General features: G+C 72.6%; 20 protein-coding genes. 16 read left to right on the top strand and 4 right to left on the bottom strand.

Going from position 1 to position 18,146, the window contains the following annotated elements:
- The 3 genes from AB0L65_RS50420 to AB0L65_RS50410 all read right to left on the bottom strand — a co-directional run.
- Nucleotides 1-293: NADPH-dependent FMN reductase (locus tag AB0L65_RS50420; RefSeq protein ID WP_364262050.1), on the bottom strand; the 293-nt coding region annotated here is incomplete at its 3' end.
- Between the two features lie 271 nt (nucleotides 294-564).
- On the bottom strand, nucleotides 565-1,275 hold the full coding sequence (locus AB0L65_RS50415; protein WP_364262047.1) for a nitroreductase: 711 nt from the start codon (nucleotides 1,273-1,275) through the stop codon (nucleotides 565-567).
- A 263-nt stretch (nucleotides 1,276-1,538) separates the two neighbouring features.
- The gene (locus AB0L65_RS50410; RefSeq protein ID WP_364262044.1) at nucleotides 1,539-2,024 is read right to left on the bottom strand and encodes a MarR family transcriptional regulator; all 486 of its coding nucleotides are present in this window, start codon (nucleotides 2,022-2,024) and stop codon (nucleotides 1,539-1,541) included.
- Nucleotides 2,025-2,200: 176 nt separating this feature from the next.
- Here AB0L65_RS50410 and AB0L65_RS50405 point away from each other — a divergent pair, with 176 nt between their 5' ends.
- The 4 genes from AB0L65_RS50405 (at nucleotide 2,201) to AB0L65_RS50390 (ending at nucleotide 6,190) form a co-directional block, all read left to right on the top strand.
- Entirely contained in the window at nucleotides 2,201-2,380 is a 180-nt protein-coding gene (locus AB0L65_RS50405) for a hypothetical protein (protein ID WP_364262041.1), read from the top strand.
- A gap of 96 nt (nucleotides 2,381-2,476) precedes the next feature.
- Nucleotides 2,477-3,004, top strand: coding sequence for a (2Fe-2S)-binding protein (locus AB0L65_RS50400; protein ID WP_364262038.1), 528 nt, complete (start codon nucleotides 2,477-2,479; stop codon nucleotides 3,002-3,004).
- Entirely contained in the window at nucleotides 2,997-3,986 is a 990-nt protein-coding gene (locus AB0L65_RS50395) for a xanthine dehydrogenase family protein subunit M (protein WP_364262035.1), read from the top strand. The genes AB0L65_RS50400 and AB0L65_RS50395 overlap by 8 nt, the downstream gene beginning before the upstream one ends.
- Nucleotides 3,983-6,190, top strand: a complete 2,208-nt coding sequence (locus AB0L65_RS50390; protein WP_364262032.1) for a xanthine dehydrogenase family protein molybdopterin-binding subunit — start codon at nucleotides 3,983-3,985, stop codon at nucleotides 6,188-6,190. The genes AB0L65_RS50395 and AB0L65_RS50390 overlap by 4 nt, the downstream gene beginning before the upstream one ends.
- 73 nt (nucleotides 6,191-6,263) lie before the next feature.
- Here the strand turns inward: AB0L65_RS50390 and AB0L65_RS50385 are convergent, their stop codons facing one another.
- On the bottom strand, nucleotides 6,264-6,791 hold the full coding sequence (locus AB0L65_RS50385; protein ID WP_364262030.1) for a hypothetical protein: 528 nt from the start codon (nucleotides 6,789-6,791) through the stop codon (nucleotides 6,264-6,266).
- A 234-nt stretch (nucleotides 6,792-7,025) separates the two neighbouring features.
- Between AB0L65_RS50385 and AB0L65_RS50380 the strand changes: the two genes are divergently transcribed.
- The 12 genes from AB0L65_RS50380 to AB0L65_RS50325 all read left to right on the top strand — a co-directional run bounded on the left by AB0L65_RS50380 (nucleotide 7,026) and on the right by AB0L65_RS50325 (nucleotide 17,872).
- Nucleotides 7,026-7,940 carry a phosphate/phosphite/phosphonate ABC transporter substrate-binding protein gene (locus AB0L65_RS50380; RefSeq protein WP_364262027.1) on the top strand — a complete coding sequence of 305 codons (915 nt, stop codon included), beginning with the start codon at nucleotides 7,026-7,028 and terminating at the stop codon, nucleotides 7,938-7,940.
- Nucleotides 7,937-8,695, top strand: coding sequence for a phosphonate ABC transporter ATP-binding protein (gene phnC, locus AB0L65_RS50375; RefSeq protein ID WP_364262024.1), 759 nt, complete (start codon nucleotides 7,937-7,939; stop codon nucleotides 8,693-8,695). Before AB0L65_RS50380 ends, phnC begins: the two co-directional genes overlap by 4 nt.
- The gene (phnE, locus tag AB0L65_RS50370; protein ID WP_364262022.1) at nucleotides 8,692-10,461 is read left to right on the top strand and encodes a phosphonate ABC transporter, permease protein PhnE; all 1,770 of its coding nucleotides are present in this window, start codon (nucleotides 8,692-8,694) and stop codon (nucleotides 10,459-10,461) included. The genes phnC and phnE overlap by 4 nt, the downstream gene beginning before the upstream one ends.
- Nucleotides 10,462-10,532: 71 nt before the next feature.
- Nucleotides 10,533-11,252 (top strand): GntR family transcriptional regulator, encoded by a 720-nt coding sequence (locus AB0L65_RS50365; RefSeq protein ID WP_364262019.1) that lies wholly within the window; start codon nucleotides 10,533-10,535, stop codon nucleotides 11,250-11,252.
- Between the two features lie 5 nt (nucleotides 11,253-11,257).
- The gene (gene phnG / locus AB0L65_RS50360; protein WP_364262068.1) at nucleotides 11,258-11,689 is read left to right on the top strand and encodes a phosphonate C-P lyase system protein PhnG; all 432 of its coding nucleotides are present in this window, start codon (nucleotides 11,258-11,260) and stop codon (nucleotides 11,687-11,689) included.
- The gene (gene phnH / locus AB0L65_RS50355) at nucleotides 11,686-12,318 is read left to right on the top strand and encodes a phosphonate C-P lyase system protein PhnH (RefSeq protein ID WP_364262016.1); all 633 of its coding nucleotides are present in this window, start codon (nucleotides 11,686-11,688) and stop codon (nucleotides 12,316-12,318) included. The genes phnG and phnH overlap by 4 nt, the downstream gene beginning before the upstream one ends.
- Nucleotides 12,319-13,413, top strand: coding sequence for a carbon-phosphorus lyase complex subunit PhnI (locus AB0L65_RS50350; protein WP_364262013.1), 1,095 nt, complete (start codon nucleotides 12,319-12,321; stop codon nucleotides 13,411-13,413).
- Entirely contained in the window at nucleotides 13,410-14,267 is an 858-nt protein-coding gene (locus AB0L65_RS50345; RefSeq protein ID WP_364262010.1) for an alpha-D-ribose 1-methylphosphonate 5-phosphate C-P-lyase PhnJ, read from the top strand. The genes AB0L65_RS50350 and AB0L65_RS50345 overlap by 4 nt, the downstream gene beginning before the upstream one ends.
- Nucleotides 14,264-15,100 carry an ATP-binding cassette domain-containing protein gene (locus AB0L65_RS50340; RefSeq protein ID WP_364262007.1) on the top strand — a complete coding sequence of 279 codons (837 nt, stop codon included), beginning with the start codon at nucleotides 14,264-14,266 and terminating at the stop codon, nucleotides 15,098-15,100. Before AB0L65_RS50345 ends, AB0L65_RS50340 begins: the two co-directional genes overlap by 4 nt.
- Nucleotides 15,097-15,852 (top strand): ATP-binding cassette domain-containing protein, encoded by a 756-nt coding sequence (locus tag AB0L65_RS50335; RefSeq protein ID WP_364262004.1) that lies wholly within the window; start codon nucleotides 15,097-15,099, stop codon nucleotides 15,850-15,852. Before AB0L65_RS50340 ends, AB0L65_RS50335 begins: the two co-directional genes overlap by 4 nt.
- Complete coding sequence (locus tag AB0L65_RS50330; RefSeq protein WP_364262001.1) at nucleotides 15,849-17,030, top strand: alpha-D-ribose 1-methylphosphonate 5-triphosphate diphosphatase; 1,182 nt, start codon at nucleotides 15,849-15,851, stop codon at nucleotides 17,028-17,030. Before AB0L65_RS50335 ends, AB0L65_RS50330 begins: the two co-directional genes overlap by 4 nt.
- Nucleotides 17,027-17,872: an inositol monophosphatase family protein gene (locus tag AB0L65_RS50325; RefSeq protein ID WP_364261998.1), complete on the top strand. Its 846-nt coding sequence runs from the start codon at nucleotides 17,027-17,029 to the stop codon at nucleotides 17,870-17,872. Before AB0L65_RS50330 ends, AB0L65_RS50325 begins: the two co-directional genes overlap by 4 nt.
- Nucleotides 17,873-18,146: the final 274 nt, after the last annotated feature.

The following is an 18,146-nucleotide window of genomic DNA, read 5'->3' as shown; positions in this document are numbered from 1 at the left end:
CCGTAGGGCCGGGTCGCCCAGTCGATGGCGTTCTTCAGTGCGCCGGGGATGGACCGGTTGTACTCGGGGGTGACGAACAGGAGGGCGTCGGACGCTTTGATCGCGTCCTTGAACTCCTGGGCCACGGCGGGGTAGTTCGGGTCGTGGTCGTGACTGTAGAGGGGTAGCTCGCCGATGGGGATCTCCGTGAGGCGGAGCTCCGGCGGCGCGAGCCGGCTCAAGGCCAGAGCGAGAGTCCGGTTGATCGACTTCTGGGACAGGCTCCCGACGATGTAACCGACGGTGTAAGTCATTGCATTTCCTCTCAAAGGCATGAACGTGCCACACGGTCCGGCTGGTGATGAAGCCGACGTGGGAAGAAGACAGGGCCCGGCGAGGCCTCCGGGCTTCCGGCAGTGTCGCGGGGCGAGGGCGTTGCGCCGCGCTTCGAGCAACGCCGTGGGGAACGTCTTGCGTGCCTGCTTCAGTCCGGGGCGATCACGCGCACCGGTAAGCGGTCTGCGGCGTTGCGCAGGAACCATCCAGGCGGGAGCGCTCCTGCGATGACGACGACACGTTCGGTGTTCATGATCCCTCTCCAGCGGGCTGACCATCGACGAACGTGACCGTCTCGTCGAGCGGAGCCCGGCCGGTACGGACGTACTCCACCGTGACGTCCTCGAACCCGATCGACATGCCACAGAAAAGGATGAGCTCGCCGGGAGGTGAAAGGATCTCCGCGACGGTCCTGCGATACACCGACCACGCCATCTGCGGGCAACTGTGCAGCCCTTCGGCGCGCAGCAGCAGCATGACGGTTTGCAGATACATGCCGACATCCGCCCATTGAGGCCGGCCCATGTCGCGGTCGATGTAGCAGAACAGCGCGGCGGGCGCGCCGAAGCACTGCCAGTTGTCGGCGGCGGCCCGCTGGCGGGCCTCCCAGTCCTCGCGCGTGATGCCGAGTGCGCTGTAGCGCTCCCGGCCGAAGGCGGATCGGCGCTCGTGGTACGGGGTCTTCAGCGCGGGCGGGTACATCTCGTACTCCCGCTCGTCCCAGGGTTCGCCAGCGGCCAGGCGCTCGCCGGCGCGCTTCTTGAGCTCGGCCAGCGGCTCGCCGGTCAGCACGTACGCGTGCCAGGGCTGGAGGTTCGATCCGGACGGCGCCCAGGCCGCGGCGGACAGCACGCGCTCCAGCACCTCCCGCGGGACAGGCCGGTCGGTGAACCCACGGACCGCCCGCCGGCTCGTCACCGCCTCATATATATCCAAGATCACCGACTCCCATCCGCTCAACGCAGCGAATTTAGTTATCTTCGCTAGAGTATCATCCGGGATGGTATCATTCAATACCGTTGAATGTGTATACGACCCCCATGCATCGGGAGGGGGTGGCTCGTGTGCGGACCGACCGCGAACGTCGCCGTCGTCTACTACCCGCCGCCACGGGAACAATCTTCACGCGTGCCGATGGCGCACGCACCGGGCGCCTCCAGGGTTGAGGTTCACTGGAGGCGCGCCCGGGCGGCCTCGCCCACGCGGCAGGCAGTCGACGCCGCCTACGTCTCCCCGCCCGCAGGATAGGCAAACCGGCTCAGCAGCTGCCTCAGCTGCTCGGGCTCGCCGGGCGCCAATTCGGCAACCAGCTGCTCGGCCAGCGGCTCCGCCGCCACATGCGCTGCGTCGAACAGCTCGACACCCTGGGGCGTGATCTCCACCGCCCGAACACGCCGGTCGCCCGGAACGGCCTTGCGTACGGCCAGTCCCTTGCGCTCCAGGTCGTCCACGACGCGCATGATTCCCGCCTTGTCCGACCCCGTCTCCGCCGCCAGGTCCCGCTGCACCGTGGGCCCGCGGTTGACCAGCACGATCAGCACGGCAAAATGCCGCAACTCAATGCCGAGCGGACGAAGTGCCTCTGTCATCACCGTGGCCGCGCGCCAGTGTGCCTGGCGCAGCAACAAGCCGAGAGCGAAAGGTGAGGCATCCCCGGGGCGGTCGGTCGCGCGCGAGGCGGTGGATCTGCGGGGAACGTCGCCAGTCATGCGACCATACTACCCGTGATCCTTTCATTTGATACGGTATCATTTGAAATTTAATGCTGGCCCACCTTGTGAGGCCGACAAGGAGAGATGGTGTACAAGGCCATGGCAGCCAGAGCACCGGCCGCCGGTGGGCTGCGGGACGGGATGCGATCGCAGGGCTGGGCACCCAGGTCACCGTGCAGGTCAAGCGCGCCTCGGATGACCGGGTGCTGTGGCAGGGCCGGGCCACGGCGCAGTCGGGCGGTAACGGACCGGCGGGCGGCTACTCGGTCGACACGGGGCGGGTCCTGTGCGGTGGCAGCGTGTTCGCGGCCATGGGCGGCCTCTCCTTCCGGCGGGCCGCCCAGCCGCCCTGATCCCCGCAGGTCGCCCCACGGGGCGGAGCGTATCGTTGACAGGTGAGACCTCCCCCCGCGAGGCCGCGGCTCTTGCCGTGCCGGAAACGAGGGGTTATGGCTCATGACGCGACTCACCGGAGTCCCGCACCGACGATCGTGCGGGTCGCGGTGACCTTGACCGTGAACGGCGTCGATCATCGGCTCGACCTGGACTCCCGCGTGACCCTGCTGGACGCCTTGCGCGACGGGCTGGGGCTGACCGGCACCAAGAAGGGCTGCGACCAGGGCGCCTGCGGCGCGTGCACCGTGATGGCGGACGGCAAGCGGGTCCTGTCCTGCCTGACATTGGCCGCGCAGTGCGAGGGCCGGGCGATCACCACCGTCGAAGGCCTCGCGGCCGACGGCGTCCTGCATCCGGTGCAGGAGGCGTTCGTCCGTCACGACGCCTTCCAGTGCGGCTACTGCACCTCCGGGCAGATCATGTCGGCGGTGTGCCTGCTGGCGGAGGGGCGCGCGGGTTCGGATGCGGAGATCCGCGAGTTCATGAGCGGCAACCTGTGCCGGTGCGGCGCCTACCCCAACATCGTCAAGGCGATCCGCGAGGTCCGCGACCGGATGGGGGCGGGTGACCGCGATGCGTGAGTTCGAGTACGTCAGGGCGGGCGAGGTGGGCCAGGCCGTGGCGACGGTGACCGCCGATCCCGACGCGTCCTATCTGGCCGGCGGCACGACTCAGATCGACCTGATGAAGGACGGCGTCCTGGAGCCGGACCGGCTGGTCGACATCACCCGGTTGCCGCTCGCCGGCGTCGCGCGCGACGGCGACGTGCTGCGGGTGGGGGCGCTGACCACGATGGAGGAGCTGGCCGCCGACCCCACGGTGACCGTGCGCCTGCCGTTCCTGCGTGAGGCGCTGCTGCTGGGTGCGTCCGTCCAGCTGCGGAACATGGCGACGATCGGCGGGAATCTGTTGCAGCGCACCCGCTGCCGCTACTTCCGCGACCCCACCGTCCCCGCGTGCAACAAGCGGCACCGTGGTTCCGGGTGTGCCGCGGTGCGGGGGGTCGCCAGGATGCACGCGATCCTGGGCGCGAGCGAGCACTGCATCGCCGTGCACGCCTCGGACATGGCGGTGCCGCTCGTGGCGCTGCACGCGGTCGTGCACCTGCGCGGGACGGGCGGGGAGCGCTCGGTCCCGCTGACGGAGTTCTACCGCGTGCCGGGGGACACGCCCGACGTGGAGAACGTGCTCACCCACGGTGAGCTGATCACCGCTGTGGACATCCCGCTGCTCCCGCCGGACGCGCACTCCACGTACCTCAAGATCCGCGACCGGGTCTCTTACGAGTTCGCGCTCACCTCCGCCGCGGTCGCCCTGCGGTTCGACGGCGGCGTGATCGGCGAGGCACACGTCGCCCTGGGCGGCGTCGGGACGATTCCCTGGCACGCGCCCGAGGCCGAGCGGGCCCTGCGGGGGCTGCCCCCGAGCCTGGAGGTCTTCACCGCGGCGGCCGAGGCCGCCGTCCGGGACCCGTTCACCGTGGAGGGCACCGCCTTCAAGGTCGAGCTGGTCAAGCGCACCCTGGTGCGCGCCCTGCGAACCGCCGCCGGAGGTGCGTCATGACGATCGTCGAGCAGCTCGACCTGGTCGGCGAGGGAGTGGACAGGGTCGACGGTCCCTTGAAGGTCACCGGCGCCGCGCACTACCCCAACGACTTCAGCTTCCCCGACCTGGCGCACGCCGCGCTCGTGCGCAGCACCGTGGCCGCCGGGCGGATCAGCCGGCTCGACACGAGCGCCGCTCAGGCCTCGCCCGGCGTGCTGGCGGTCATCACCCACCAGAACGCGCCCTCGCTGGGGCGCGCGTCCGACACGGTGATCCTGTCGGCCCCGCCGCCGCCGTTGCAGGGGGACCGGATCCTGCACTACGGCCAGTACGTGGCCGTGGTCGTGGCGGGCACCGCCGAGGAGGCGACGGCCGCGGCCCGCCGGGTCGAGGCGGAGTACGAGGCGACCGAGCCGCTCCTCGACCTCCATGACCCCAGGGCGGAGGTGCTCACCGACCCGTTCGAGCTGGACTCCAGTCGCGGCGACGCCGGGGCCGCCCTGGCCTCGGCCGAGGTGACGTTCGAGGCGACGTACACCACGGTCGACAACACCAACAACCCGCTGGGCCTCTTCACCACCGTGGCCGCCTGGGACGGCGAGGCCCTCACCGTCCACGACTCCACCCAGTGGCCCGACGCTCTGCGCACGGCGCTCGCGCAGGTGTTCGGCGTCCCGGAGAGCGGCGTGCGGGTGCTGGTCCCGTTCGTCGGCGGCGGCTTCGGGGCGGGGCTGCGGGTGTGGCCGCATGTCATGCTCGCGGCACTGGCCGCGCGCACGGTGGGCCGGCCGGTCAAGCTTGTGCTGACCCGCCCGGAGATGTTCACCGGGGTCGGTCACCGCACGGCCACGGAGCAGCGTATCAAGATCGGCGCCACCCGCGACGGACGGCTGGTCGCGATCGACCACGAGAGCACCACGACGCTGCAGATGGAGGGAGACAACTTCGAACCGTGCGCCTCCGGCACGGCTTACGCCTACGCCTGCCCCAACGTCTCCACGCGTGACCGGCAGGTCCGGCTGAACGTCACCTGGTGCAACTCGATGCGCGCCCCCGGCGAGGCGCAGGGCAACTTCGCGCTGGAGTCGGCCATGGACGAGCTGTCCTACGAGCTCGGCATCGACCCGCTCGAGCTCCGGCTGCGCAACTATGCCGAGAGCCAGCCGCAACTCGGCCTCCCGTGGTCGAGCAAGGCCCTGCGCGAGTGCTACGAGGTCGGTGCCGAGCGGTTCGGCTGGTCGCGCCGCCTACCCGAGCCCCGCTCGATGCGCGACGGCGACTGGCTGATCGGGTACGGCCTGGCCGGCGTCTCGTTCTTCTGGTTCCAGAAGCCGTGCGAGGCGACCGCGACGCTGCGCAGGGACGGGACGGCTCTGGTGCGCAGCGCGGTGACCGACATCGGAACCGGCACCTACACGGTGATGGCCCAGCTGTCGGCCGAGCTGCTCGGGCTGGACCTGCCGCGCGTCACCTTCGAGCTCGGCGACACCGACCTGCCGCCGGGGGTCGTGGCGGGCGGCTCGGGCCTGACGGCCGGCCTCGGCAGCGCGATCCACGCCGCCTGCCGCAATCTCGTGCAGGCATTCCTGGACACCGTCCGCGACGATCCCACCTCGCCGCTGGCGGGGTGCGCCGTCGACGAGGTCAGCATCGGCCGCGGTCGCCTCCACCGGACGGGATCGCCCGAGCGCGGCGAGGCGTACACCGACATCCTCGTCGCGCACGGGCTGACGGAGCTCAGCGCCCACGGCGCCAGCACCCCGGCCGACTCGCGGGAAGTGGGCCTGGCGCCCGCGGGACCCTTCGGCGCGAAGTTCGTGGAGGTGCGGGTCGACCCGGATCTCGGACTGCTGCGGGTGGCCAGGGTCGTCTCGGTGATCGACGCAGGCCGCATCCTGAACGAGAAGACAGCAACCAGCCAGATCATCGGCGGCACGGTCGGCGGCATCGGCATGGCCATGTTCGAGGAGACGGTCACCGATCCGGGATCCGGGCGCATCGCCAATGCCACCTTCGGCGACTATCTGATCCCGGTCAACGCCGACATCCCCGACATACAGGTGAGCTTCGTCGGCCGGCCCGACAGGTTCAACCCCGTCGGGGTCAAAGGCGTCGGCGAGATCGGCCTCGTCGGCATGGGCGCCGCCATCGCCAACGCGGTCCACCACGCCACCGGCAGGCGCATCCGCTCGCTGCCCATCACGATCGACAAGCTCTTCTGACAGGACGCCCTGACACCGAGCCCCTGCCGACCGGCGGCGGGCCCAGCGGCACGGTCGGCGATCCGCCCGCTCTTCAGCCCATCACCCGTTCGTACGTGGCGATCAGGTCGTCCATGGGCAGCACCGGACCCTGAGGGTCCTTGGCCAGGTCGTCCCACAGGCGGAGCGCGATCGCGTCCGCGTGCCACGGGTGAGACTCGAAGGCCGCGACCTCCTCTCCCGACATCGGCCCGCCCTGGGCGCGCAGCGAGCGCACCGACGCCGGGCTCAGCGTGTCGTGGTAGGCCGGGTCGACCGCCACCAGGTACCGCTTGGCGGCCACGTGCTGCTCGATCGCCCAGGCGGAGCGGGCGGTCAGGTGGTCGCGGGCGTAGGCGGCGCCCGCCTGCTCGTGCGGCAGCCCCCGGTGCCGCTCGGCGACGGGGCGGGCGCGGCCGACGTCGTGGAAGGCGGCGGCCAGGACCAGTTCGTCGTCGGCCGCGGCGGCGGCGGCGTGGGCGGCGGCCTGGAGGGCGTGGGTGCGCTGGTCGACCACCTCGCCTCCGTACGGGAGGCCGGCGAGGCCCTCGAAGAGGCCGACGAGCTCATCGCGAGAAAGCATGACCTGTCCTCCTTTATAGGGATTTGTCGCAACTGCGCCATGATGAGTCGCTCCGGATGACCTTCCGTTGACCAGTTGGTGAACATGCACCTCCGGTGCGGCGACGGGCGGGTGGGTTCGCTCCGAGTTAACCCCTCGGTTCGTGCATCGTCAGACGTGTCTGACCCGGACATCACTGGCGGCGAGCAGCGTGGCGAGCCGGATCTGGTTCACCACACGCTCGGAGATCTCACTGTGAAACGTTCCATGACCGCCCTGGTCGTGCTCGGCGTCCTCGCGACGGGCTGCTCTTCCGCCAGCGGCAGCACCGGCGGCGAGGTGCTCCGGTTCGCCGCCGTGCCGGTAGAGCAGAACATCGACCCCACCGCCGAATACAAGGACATCATCGCGCTCATCGAGAAGAACACCGGCAAGAAGGTGGAGTTCGTGCGCTCGACCGACTACAACGCGGTCATCGAGGGCATGGTGTCGGGCAAGATCGATCTGGCCGAGTTCGGGCCGCTGTCGTACGTGCTCGCCAAGAGCAACGGCGCCAAGATCACGCCCATCGCCTCGATGGTCGAGAAGGGCGGCACGCCCACCTACCAGAGCTACGGCATCGTGCCCGCCAACAGCAAGATCACCGGAATCGACGGGTTCAAGGGCGCCAAGGTCTGCTTCGTCGACCCGGGCTCGACCTCCGGTTATCTCTTCCCGAGCCAGGGCCTGCTCGGCGCGGGCATCGACCCGAAGACCGGCGTGCAGCCGATCATGGCGGGCGGGCACGACAACTCCGTGCTGTCGGTGGCCGCCGGCAAGTGCGAGGCCGGGTTCGCCGAGAACGCCATGGTCGACCACATCCTCATCGACAAGGGCAAGCTCAAGGCCGGCCAGGTGAAGGTGGTGTGGAAGTCGGCGCCGATCCCCATGTCGCCCGTCGCCATGCGTGACGCGCTGCCCGCCGACGTGAAGGCCAAGCTGGTGCAGACCTTCACCAAGGACGCCACCAAGGACCGTCTGGTGCAGCTGGGCATCTGCAAGGACGAAGCCTCCTGCCGGGTGACGGCCGACTCCTCCGTCTGGGGCTTCCAGACGGTGAGCGACGCGACCTTCAACCCCGTACGCGAGGTGTGCGCGGCCACCCATAACGACAAGTGCGCCACGGCATGACGGCGGTCGTACGGACGAAGGGCCTGGTCAAGACGTTCGGCGTGGTGAGGGCGTGCGCGGGGATCGACCTGACCGTGCGGCGCGGCGAGATCGTCGCGCTGCTCGGCCCGTCGGGCTCGGGCAAGTCCACGCTGCTGCGCCACCTCAACGGCCTGGCCCGGCCGGACTCGGGCGAGGTCGAGGTTCTGGGCGTCGACGTGGTCGACGCCAGGGGCGCCGAGCTGCGGGCGCTGCGCCGCCGGGTCGGGGTCGTCTTCCAGCAGTTCAACCTGGTCGGACGGCTCACCGTGATGGAGAACGTGCTGCACGGCGCGCTGGGGCGGGTCCGCGGCCCCCGGTACGGCATCGTCACCTGGCCCAGGTCCGTACGGGCGGAGGCGCTCGAACACCTCGACCGGGTCGGGCTGGCGGAGCGGGCCTACCAGCGGGCCGGGAGCCTGTCGGGCGGGCAACAGCAGCGCGTGGCCATCGCGCGGGCCCTGTTGCAGCGCCCCGAACTGGTGCTCGCCGACGAGCCCGTGGCCTCCCTCGACCCCGAGACCGCCGCCTCGGTCATGGACCTGCTGGTACGGGTGTGCCACGAGGACGGGCTGACCATGGTGTGCACGCTGCACCAGATCGAGCTGGCGTTGCGGTGGACGCGGCGGGTGGTGGGGCTGCGGCTGGGGGAGATCCGGCTGGACGAGCCCACCGAACTGCTCGACGCGGTGCGGTTGCGGGGGCTGTACCTGTCCGACCCCGTGACGATCCCATGATGGCCCAGGCGACGACCGGCACCCGGCCGTCCCGGGACAGGCCCAGGGTCTCGCCTCGGAGAACGGCCGCCGGCGGCGGTTCCGGAGCTTCAGGAGGAGCAGGAGGAGGCGGAGGCGGGGCCCCGCGGCCGGGCCGTGGTGGCGGAGGCGCGGCGAGCGGGGCGGGGGGCCGGCCGCCGCGCAGTGCCCGGCGCCTGGCGGCGTGGTCGTTCCCGATCGTCTTGGTGACGCTCGGAGTCGTCGCGCTCCAGCACCTGGGCGTCGGGGTCGGCGGGATGGTGGCCGGGTTCGGCGAGGTCGCCGGGCTGCTGGCCAGAGCCTGGCCGCCGACGATCAGCGATCCGGCCACGACGTTCATCCACATGCTCGACACGCTCTGGATGGCCGTCGCCGGCACCGCGCTGGCCACGCTGCTGGCCGCCGTGCTCGGTGTCCTGGCCGCCGCCCGGGGCGGGCGCGCACCGGCCAGGGCCGTCAGGTCGGTCGCGCTGGGCGTGATCGTCGCCTGCCGGGCCGTTCCCGACATCGTGTTCGCCGTCTTCTTCGTGGCCGCGATCGGCATCGGCCCGCTGCCCGGCGTGCTGGCGCTGGGCCTGCACTCGGTGGGCATGCTGGGCAAGCTGTTCGCCGAGGCGGTCGAGCACGCGGACGCCGGCGTGCGCGAGGCCGTCGCGGGCACCGGCGCCGGGCCCGTCCAGCGGCTGCTGGCCGGGGTGCTGCCGCAGGTGGCGCCCGCCTGGATCGCGGCCATCCTGTACCGGCTGGACATCAACTTCCGCGGCTCCGTGCTGCTCGGCGCCGTCGGCGCGGGCGGCATCGGGCTGGATCTGAAGACCGCGTTCGGCTTCACCGACTACCGGGAGGCGACCGGCATCGCGCTGGTGACGGTGGCGGTCGTGCTGCTCGTCGAGACGGTCTCGATGGCGCTGCGCGGGCGGCTCCTGGGCGCCGAACGCGGTGGGGCATTGCCTCCCGTACGCGGGCAGCGCGTGCCGTGGACCCGGTCGAGGCTGGCCGCGCACCTGGCCGGATGGGGCGCGCTGGCGCTGGCGGTGACGGCGTTCTGGCGGGTCGGCGCGAGCCCCGCCGCGCTGGCCGAGGCGGCGGCGGGCTCCGTGCGGGCGTTCGGCGACTTCTTCCCGCCCGACTTCGCCCCGGTCGCGGACCTCCTCGGCGGCGGCCTGCTGGAGACGGCCTCGATCGCGCTCGGCGCCACCTTCCTCGGCGTCCTGGCCGGCATCCCGCTCGGCCTGGCCGCCGCCCGCGCCGTCGCCCCCAACGACGGCGTACGGCTGGCCGCGCGCACCTTCCTCGTCGGCCTGCGCTCCATCCCCGACCTGCTGCTGGTGCTGCTGTTCGTGGCGGCGTTCGGCCTCATGGACGGCCCGGTCGCCGGGACGCTGGCGCTGGCCGTCTTCACCACCGCCCTGGTCGCCAAACTCGTCGCCGACGATGCCGAGGAGCTGCGCGCGGGGCCGCGCGAGGCCGCGCTCTCGGCCGGGGCGCGGCCGGTCCAGGAGCTGACCGTGGCCGTGTTCGGCCAGCTCACGCCCCGCCTGGCGGCCACCACCCTGTACGCGCTCGACGTCAACCTGCGGGCCTTCTTCATCCTCGGCATCGTCGGCGCCGGAGAGCTCGGGTACGCGCTCAGCCAGCACATCAGGGCACTCAACCAAGACGTGGTCACCGCGATCGTGCTGCCGGTGTTCGTGCTGGTCCTGGCCGTGGAGGCGGTCTCGGCCCGGCTCAGATCCGTTCTGCGTTGATGACCTGTGCGCTCGTGCGGCGTCGCCCGCCGTTCACCTCCTGGTCGGGAACGCCGCCGAGGCTACTTGTCATGACAAGCACGCAGCGCTACCTGGAGATGGCCGACATCCTGGAGGCGGAGCTGGCGCACGTTCCCGTGGGAGCGCAGGTGCCGAGCGAGCACGTGCTGGCCGAACGTTTCCAGGTCAGCAGGCCGGCCGCCCGCGCCGCCCTGCAGGAGCTGGAGCGGCGGTTGCTGGTGCGCCGCGTCCAGGGTGTCGGCACCTTCAGGCGCGGACGCGTGGAGTATGTGATCTCCGGCCACTTCCCGCCGTCGTTCAGCGAGACCGTGCGGCTGGCGGGCGCCGAGCCGGGGGCCCGGCTGATCACCTGCGGCGTCCGCCGGGCCGTCGAGCAGGAACGCTCACGGCTCGCCCTGGCCACCGGCGCGGCCGTGTGGACGGTCGAGCGGGTGTTCAGCGTGAACGGCGAGGTCGCCGCGTACGCCACCAGCGTCCTGCCCCGGCGCCCCCTGCTGAACCTGGACAGGGAGCTCGGCGACGGTGTCTCCCTGCACAAGGTCCTGAGCCGCCGCTACGGGCTCACCGTCGTCCGCTCCCGCTACCGGATCAGCCTCGACGTGCCCCCGCAGGGCATCGCCGAACACCTGACCGACGGCAGCCGCGGCCCCGTCTGGCTGGCCGAGAGCGTGAACCGCGCCGCCGGCGGCCCATACGTCGAGTACGCCCGCACCTACCTGCGGCCCGACGTCCTCGACGTCACCTTTGAGATCGAAGAGGAAATGCATTGACCGACGTGATGACCAGGGAGGAACGCGCCGAGCTGCTGGCCGCCGCGACTCCCGACGAACTGCTGCCCCTCGCCGAGCGCCTGCTCCAGTCGGGCGATCTGGGCGAGCCCACCGTCCTGCACGCGCCCGAGGTGGGCATGGTGATGCTCACCGTGCGCGAGCCGGTGGCCGAGGAGCGCTTCCACCTGGGCGAGGTGCTGGTCACCTCGTGCACCGTCGAGGTCGCGGGGACGGCCGGATGGTGCATGCGGGGCGGCGACGACCGCGTGGCCGCCCTGGCCGCCGCCCTCCTGGACGCCGCCGCGGCGGCCGGGCTGCCCGCCGCCGGCGACGTGCACGCCCTGTGCGCGGCCGTCGCCGAACGCCGGGCCAGGGAGGACGCCGCCGAATGGGCCGAGGTGTCGCTGACCCGCGTGGCCTTCGAGGAGCTGACATGACCGTCACCGCCGTCCAGGGGATCGGCGTCCACGTCCGCGCGGTGACGCCGACGGCGGCGCGGGCGCAGGCCGACTTCCGTGCCCTGCTGAACGTGCTGTCCAGACCCGGTGTGCTGGACGCCGTCGGGACCGGCGACGGGCCTCCCGCGCTGGGCGTCGCGGCCGGGCTGGCCGACGTCGAGGTGCCGACGGCCGTACTGACCACGCCTGGTGAGGAGTACTGGGCCCGCGCCCTGCACCTGGCGTCCTCCGCGCCCGTGGCCCCGCCGCACGAGGCCCGCATGGTGGTCGCGCTGCGTCCGCCCACGTCCGTCGAGATCGCCGCGCTGACCAGGGGCGACGCTCTGCACCCCGAGCTCGGCACGCGCCTGGTGGCCGCCGTCGCGGGTCTCGGCGGGAACGGTCCCGGTCAGGACGGGCCCGAGGTCGTCCTGACGCTCAGCGGCCCCGGTGTGCCCGGCACGCGGCGGCTACGCGTCACCGGCCTGGCCCGGGACGTGTTCGAGGCCCTCGCCGCCGCCAACGCCGGCTTCCCCGCGGGCATCGACACGTTCTTCGTCGCTCAGGACGGGACGGTCGCCGGGCTGCCGCGCAGCACCCGCATCGAGATCGAGAACGGAGAGCACTGAATGGGCTACTCAGGTGCCAGCGGCGGCCACGAGGCCATCCTCGCCGCCGAACGGCTCGTCGAACGCCGCCGGTACGGCGGGCCCAGCGACTGGCTCGGCATCGACCAGATCACCGGCCGGCTGCGGTCGGCCGTGGACCGGATCATGGGGGAGGGCGGTCTGTGGGCCCCCGAGCTGGCGGCCAGGGCGCTGCGCCAGTCCGAGGGCGACGTGCAGGAGGCGGCGCAGCTCATCAGGGCACACCGCTCGACGCTGCCCCGGGTGGCCTACTCCGAGCCGGTGCACGCCGACGAGCTGAAGGTCTCGCGCCGCATCTCTCCCGCCTTCCGCAACCCGCCGGGCAGCCAGCTCCTGGGCCGCACGCTCGACTACGTGGGCCGCCTGCTCGACCTCATGCCGGAGGAGCAGGCCAAGGCCCGCCTGCGGGAGCCCGATGAGCCCCAGGTGAACGGCCACGGTCACGTGGACGACGCGGACCTGCGCCACCCGCCGCGCCTGCTCGGCCTGCTCCGTTCCATGGACCTGCTGGTGGACAGGCGCACGGACGGCGACCCCGAGCCGTACGACATCACCCGCTCTCCCATCCGCCCCGGAGTGCCCCGCTCGGCCCGCCTGACCGCGATGGCCAGGGCCGAGACCGGCGCCCTGGTGCACCTGTGGTACTCGCACACCTTCCGGCCGGGCCGCCACAACCACGAGTTCCCCGGCGAGGTCCGCCACGGCGCCCTCCCCGTACGGGTCCGCCACCCGCTCACCGGCGCCCCGGTCACCGTGACCGAGGTGCGGGTGACCGAGGTCGAGACGATCGACGACCTCGACCGGGCCGAGGAGGACCGCAGCCGCCTCGACCTCGGCTACGGCATGTGCTTCGGCCACAACGAGCGCAAGGCCATCGCCATGGCCGGACTCGACCTGCTGGTCCACCGCGACGGCGGCCGTACGGAGCTGGAGCAGGAGGTGCTGCTGACCCTCGACGGCATCGAGGCGTCCGGCTTCCTCGAGCACCTCAAGTTGCCCCACTACGTGGACTTCCGGTCGGTGCTCGACCGCAAGCGGGCGGTACGGGCCGCCGCGCGGGAGGTGGCCGCGCGATGAGGACGATCACGGACCTCGCCGGCGACGGCGGCCGCCGGGGCATCTTCGACGAGCTGTCCAAGCGTGAGGTGCGCCGGGCGGCGCTGACCGCGGTGGCCGTGCCGGGCTACCAGGTGCCGTTCGGCTCGCGCGAGATGCCGGTGGCCCGCGGCTGGGGCTCGGGCGGGCTGCAGGTGACGCTGGCGCTCGTCGGCCCGCAGGACCGGCTCAAGGTCATCGACCAGGGCGACGACGGCGGCGTGAACGCATCCAACCTGCGCCGCCTGGTCGTGAACCACGTCGGCTGCCAGGAGGAGAGCGACACCCGCGAGGCGAGCCTGATCCAGTCCAGGCACCGCATCCCCGAGACGCCGCTGCGCGCCGACCAGGTGCTCGTGCTCCAGGTGCCGGTGCCCGAGCCGCTGCGCGCGGTCGAGCACGACGTGCGCGAGCAGCGCAGGATGCACGCCGAGGCCGACTACTCGCGCATGTGGGTCGGCCTGTACGAGGACGTCGTCCGCAACGGCGTCGTCACCAAGACGGCCGGTTACCCGTGCATGGTGAACGACCGCTACCTGATCTCGCCCACGCCGATCCCCAGGTTCGACGTGCCGAAGCTGGATCGGGCCGAGCAGCTGACGTTGTTCGGGGCGGGGCGGGAGAAGCGGATCTACGCGGTGCCGCCGCACACCGTGGTGGAGCCGCTGGTGTTCGAGGACATTCCGTTCGAGGTCGAGCACACACCCGGCGCGGCCTGCCGGCACTGCGGCTCGCAGGAGTCGTACCTGGTGGAGGTGCCGTCCGTGGCCGGTTCCGTGGCCTGGGTGTGCAGCGACACGGACTTCTGCGCGCGTAACAGGGAGAAGGATCAATGAACTGGGCGTTGAAGGTGGAGGGGCTCGGCAGGGTCTACGGCGACCCGGGGGCGCGGTCGCTGCCCGGCACCGGGCCCGAGCACGGCACCTCGGTCTCGCCCGCGACCGGTGCCGTCGTGGCGGTCTGGGACGTCGGCTTCGAGGTGGAGCCGGGCGAGGCGCTGGGCATCGTCGGCGAGTCGGGGTCCGGCAAGTCCACGGTCATGCGCTGCGTGGCCGGTGACGAGCGGCCCAGCCGGGGCAGCGCGTACCTGCGCGGCTACGACGACGGGCGGACCGACGTGCTGGCGCTCGGCGACGGCGAGCGGCGGCGGCTGCGCATCGACCGCGTCTCGGTCGTCTACCAGGACCCGGCCGCCGGGCTCGACCTGGACACGAGCGCGGGCGGCAACATCGCCGAGCGGCTCACCGCCGCCGGCGGCCGGCACTTCGGCCGCATCCGGGAGCGGGCCGCCGAGCTGCTGGAGCTGACCGAGGTGCCGCTGTCGCGCATGGACGACCCCGTACGCACCTTCTCCGGCGGCATGCGCCAGCGCGTGCAGATCGCCAAGGCGCTGGCCAACCGCCCGCCGGTGCTGCTGCTCGACGAGCCCACGACGGGACTGGACGCCTCGGTCGCGGCCGGCGTGCTCGACCTGCTCCGCAACCTGCTCGAACGGCTCGGCGTGGCCGCCGTGGTCGTCTCCCACGATTTCGGCGTCATCGAGATGCTGACCAGGAGGGTGATGGTGATGCAACACGGCCGCGTCGTCGAGACCGGTCTGACCGACCAGCTTCTGGAGGATCCGCAGCACCCCTACAGCCAGCGACTGGTGGCGGCGGCGCGCGGATGAACGTTCTGGAGATCAGGGGGCTGGCCAAGTCGTTCACCCTGCACACGATCGACGGGCGCACCGTGGGGGCGCTGCACGGCGTGGACCTGGACGTGGCCGCCGGCGAGCACGTCGCCCTGGCCGGTGCGTCCGGAGCCGGGAAGTCGTCGCTGCTGCGCTGCGTCCACCGCACGTACGTGCCGACGGCCGGGCGGATCCTGCTGCGTACCTCGTCGGGCCAGAGCGTGGACCTGGCGGCACTGCCCGACGCGCAGGTCGCCGACCTGCGCGGACGGGATCTGGGCTACGTCTCGCAGTTCCTGCGGGCCGAGCCGCGCCGGGCCGTGCTCGACGTGGTGGCGCGTGCCGGGGCCGCCCGCGGCCTGGACCTCGACGCGGCCCGCGATGCCGCCGCGGCCGCCCTGCGCCGGCTGGGCATCGAGGAGCGGCTGTGGGCCATGCACACCACCGTCCTGTCGGGCGGCCAGAAGCAGCGCGTGAACCTGGCCGCCGGCACCATCTCACCCCCCAGGCTGCTGCTGCTCGACGAGCCGGTCTCCGCGCTCGACCCGGTCAACCGGGAGGCCGTGCTGTCCATGATCGCCGACTTGACGGGGGCGGGCGTGGCCGTGCTCTCCGTCTTCCACGACCTCGACGCCATCGAGCGGCTGGCCACCCGGGTCGTGGTGCTCAAGGACGGCAGGGTGGCCGCCGACGGGCCGCCCCGCGCCGTCCTGCGTGAATCCGAACTGAACCTGGAGGTGGCCCGATGAGGGTGCTCGCGCATGCTCAGGCCGTACTGCCCGACCGCGTCATCGACGACGCGCTGGTCGTCACGGAGGGCGGGTTGATCACCTACGTCGGGCCCGCCCGGCCCGGCGCGGTGCCGGCGGAGGCCGTGGATCTGCGGGGCGCGCTGCTGCTGCCCGGCATCGTCGACACCCACTCCGACGGGCTGGAGACCGAGCTGCGACCCCGGCCGGGGGCGGAGTTCGAGGTGGAGTTCGGGGTGTCCAGCTTCGAGGGGCGGGTACGGGCGGCCGGGGTCACGACCGTGTTCCACGGGGTGGCGTTCGAATCGCACGACCGCAAGGGCCGTACCGTCGAGCGGGCCCGCCGCCTGGACGCCGCGCTGCGTGCGCGTGGCGCCTCCGGGCATGCGCTGGTGGACCACCGCGTCCTCTACCGGCTCGACGCCCGCGACCCCGACGGCCTGGCCGCCCTGGACGCCTGCCTGTCCGACTTCGACGCGCCCGTGCCGCCGCCGCTGGTGTCCTTCGAGGACCACACGCCGGGGCAGGGGCAGTACCGGGACTCGGCCGTGTACCGGCGCTGGCTGGAGGGCACCGAGGGCATCTCCGCGGAGGAGGCGCAGCGGCGGGTCGAGACGCTGGTGGCCGAGCGCGACACGCGCATCGGGCACCGGGAGATCGCGCTCGGCCGGCTGGCGGAGCTGGCGGCGCTGGGCCGGGCCAGGTTGCTCGCGCACGACCCCGTGACCGCGGCCGAGATCGACGTGGCGGTGGCCAACGGGGTCGCGGTCGCGGAGTTCCCGACCACGCTGGAGGCCGCGCGGGCGGCCAGGGAACGCGGGCTGCGGGTGGTGGCCGGGGCGCCGAACGTCCTGCGCGGCGGCTCCCACTCGGGCAACGTGTCGGCGGCCGAGCTGGTGGCGGCGGGGCTGGTGGACGGCCTGTCCAGCGACTACCTGCCCTCCGCCCCGCTGGCGGCGGCGCTGCTGCTGGCCGCGCGGGGCGTCGTGCCGCTGCCGGGGGCGGTGGCGCTGGTCACCTCGGGCCCGGCCGCCGTGGCCGGGCTGACGGACCGGGGCGCCCTGGCCGAGGGGCAGCGCGGGGATCTGACCGTGGTGACCGTCGAACGGGGGTGGCCGACCGTGCGCATGACCGTCGCGGCGGGTGACCCGGTGCTGCTCGCGGGGGTCGGACGATGACGGTGCGGCAGAGCGGGCAGGGGGTGCCGGCGGAGACGCATCCGGCCCTCGCCGCCGCCGCGGCGGCGGCGCTGGAGGCGTACACCGTCGCCACCGCCGAGCACGACCGCGCCAGTCTGGCGGCCGTCGTCGCGGACGGGGCGGACGGCACCCCCACGATGCGCATCGACGTGCTCGTGGAGGACGCCATCCTGGCCGCGCTGTCACGACATCCGGTCAACGTCCTGACCGAGGAGAGCGGCTGGGTGGACCGCGGGTCGGCGCTGACCCTGGTCATGGACCCGGTGGACGGCTCGGCCAACGCCGCGGCCGGGGTCCCGCTGTCGGCCTTCTCGGCGGCCGTGGCCGAGGACGGCGTCTTCACCGAGGCGCTGACCGTCTGGCTGGACACGGGCCGCAGCTGGTGGGCTCGGTCCGGGGTGCCGTCGCCGCTGCGTACGAGCGGCCGCCGGACGCTGGACGGCGCGGCCGTCTCCCTCCTGCGGCCCCACCCGGCCAATCCCCGGGCGACCGCGGCCTGGTGGGCGGTGGCACGGCGGGCGGTCCGCGTCCGGATCCTGTCCACGAGCTGCCTGGAGGCGGCGCTCGTGGCGCAGGGCGCGACCGATGCCTTCGCCGACGCCGCCACCGACACACATCGCCTGGTGGACATCGCAGCCGCGGTCGTGCTGGCCGACGTGGCCGGCGGCGCAGTCAGGGACGTGTTCGGGCGCGCCGTCGAGCTGGACACCGACCTCACCAAACGCTGGAGCGGCGTCGTGGCCGCCACCGCCGACCTGGCCGATGAACTGGCCGGCGTCCTCCACGACGCCCACGACACCGGTTCGGTCTCCTTCACCTGATCCGGGAGCCGGGCGGATCGAGCGGTGCCGGCCGCGCCGGCTCGGGGACCGTCGGCGGCGCTGCGTGCTCACCGACTGGTGACGCCGGGGACCCTGCTGCGCCGGCACGCGCAGCTCACGGACCTCCCGCTCGAGCTCGGCGATCCGCAGCGCGTCCTCGGTCGACGTGCCGGGCCGCTGCCCGCCGTCGATCTCCGACTGACGCACCCAGCTGCGCAACGCCTCACGGTGCACGCCGACATCGCGTGTGAATCTCGCTTCCGCCAGCACGATC

This window comes from Nonomuraea sp. NPDC052116, assembly GCF_040680035.1.
GTDB lineage: Bacteria > Actinomycetota > Actinomycetes > Streptosporangiales > Streptosporangiaceae > Nonomuraea > Nonomuraea angiospora_A.
The sequence above is the reverse complement of the archived record's forward strand: the minus strand, read 5'-3'. Positions and strand labels throughout refer to the sequence as shown.

What these genes read in the sequence shown, in the direction of transcription:
- AB0L65_RS50410 (WP_364262044.1), bottom strand. Translation starts at nt 2,024, where the DNA reads ATGACTGGCGACGTTCCCCGCAGATCCACCGCCTCGCGCGCGACCGAC.
- AB0L65_RS50400 (WP_364262038.1), top strand. Translation starts at nt 2,477, where the DNA reads ATGGCTCATGACGCGACTCACCGGAGTCCCGCACCGACGATCGTGCGG.
- AB0L65_RS50395 (WP_364262035.1), top strand. Translation starts at nt 2,997, where the DNA reads ATGCGTGAGTTCGAGTACGTCAGGGCGGGCGAGGTGGGCCAGGCCGTG.
- AB0L65_RS50390 (WP_364262032.1), top strand. Translation starts at nt 3,983, where the DNA reads ATGACGATCGTCGAGCAGCTCGACCTGGTCGGCGAGGGAGTGGACAGG.
- AB0L65_RS50385 (WP_364262030.1), bottom strand. Translation starts at nt 6,791, where the DNA reads ATGCTTTCTCGCGATGAGCTCGTCGGCCTCTTCGAGGGCCTCGCCGGC.
- phnC (WP_364262024.1), top strand. Translation starts at nt 7,937, where the DNA reads ATGACGGCGGTCGTACGGACGAAGGGCCTGGTCAAGACGTTCGGCGTG.
- phnE (WP_364262022.1), top strand. Translation starts at nt 8,692, where the DNA reads ATGATGGCCCAGGCGACGACCGGCACCCGGCCGTCCCGGGACAGGCCC.
- AB0L65_RS50365 (WP_364262019.1), top strand. Translation starts at nt 10,533, where the DNA reads ATGACAAGCACGCAGCGCTACCTGGAGATGGCCGACATCCTGGAGGCG.
- phnH (WP_364262016.1), top strand. Translation starts at nt 11,686, where the DNA reads ATGACCGTCACCGCCGTCCAGGGGATCGGCGTCCACGTCCGCGCGGTG.
- AB0L65_RS50350 (WP_364262013.1), top strand. Translation starts at nt 12,319, where the DNA reads ATGGGCTACTCAGGTGCCAGCGGCGGCCACGAGGCCATCCTCGCCGCC.
- AB0L65_RS50345 (WP_364262010.1), top strand. Translation starts at nt 13,410, where the DNA reads ATGAGGACGATCACGGACCTCGCCGGCGACGGCGGCCGCCGGGGCATC.
- AB0L65_RS50340 (WP_364262007.1), top strand. Translation starts at nt 14,264, where the DNA reads ATGAACTGGGCGTTGAAGGTGGAGGGGCTCGGCAGGGTCTACGGCGAC.
- AB0L65_RS50335 (WP_364262004.1), top strand. Translation starts at nt 15,097, where the DNA reads ATGAACGTTCTGGAGATCAGGGGGCTGGCCAAGTCGTTCACCCTGCAC.
- AB0L65_RS50330 (WP_364262001.1), top strand. Translation starts at nt 15,849, where the DNA reads ATGAGGGTGCTCGCGCATGCTCAGGCCGTACTGCCCGACCGCGTCATC.
- AB0L65_RS50325 (WP_364261998.1), top strand. Translation starts at nt 17,027, where the DNA reads ATGACGGTGCGGCAGAGCGGGCAGGGGGTGCCGGCGGAGACGCATCCG.